Source organism: Salinimicrobium oceani (assembly GCF_012037645.1).
Genome location: NZ_JAAVJR010001231.1, coordinates 1 through 341 on the forward strand (window position 1 = coordinate 1; position 341 = coordinate 341).

A 341-nucleotide genomic window follows, 5' to 3' on the forward strand; every position below is an offset into this window, starting at 1 on the left:
GGAAACTGCTCCCTTTTCCATTGAGGAATATCTGTAGGACCAAAAGAAAAACGGGTAACAATTAAAGTACTGTTATCTAAAGCACTTAAATTTCCTTTGATCTCCTTTTCCAAAGAATCTACCGCTGCGAGCACAGCGATAATTGAAAAAATTCCAATAGTAACTCCTAAAAGAGAGAGAAAAGTTCTCAACTTATTATTCTTAAGAGCATTAACCGCAAAATAAAAGCTCTCTTTTAGTAACCTAAGGTAGATTAACATATTCCTTTTTCGATGATATTACAGACGCATACTAAAATAAGACGCAGACTTTAAAAATTCGTTACAAAATAAAGAGATAAT

At 32.6% G+C, this 341-nt stretch carries 1 protein-coding gene; it reads right to left on the reverse strand.

Translation table 11 applies throughout. From position 1 onward, the window contains the following. A partial coding sequence (locus tag HC175_RS21600) for an ABC transporter permease (RefSeq protein ID WP_168139965.1) occupies positions 1–260 on the reverse strand: 260 nt, incomplete at its 3' end. Positions 261–341 lie beyond the last annotated feature (81 nt).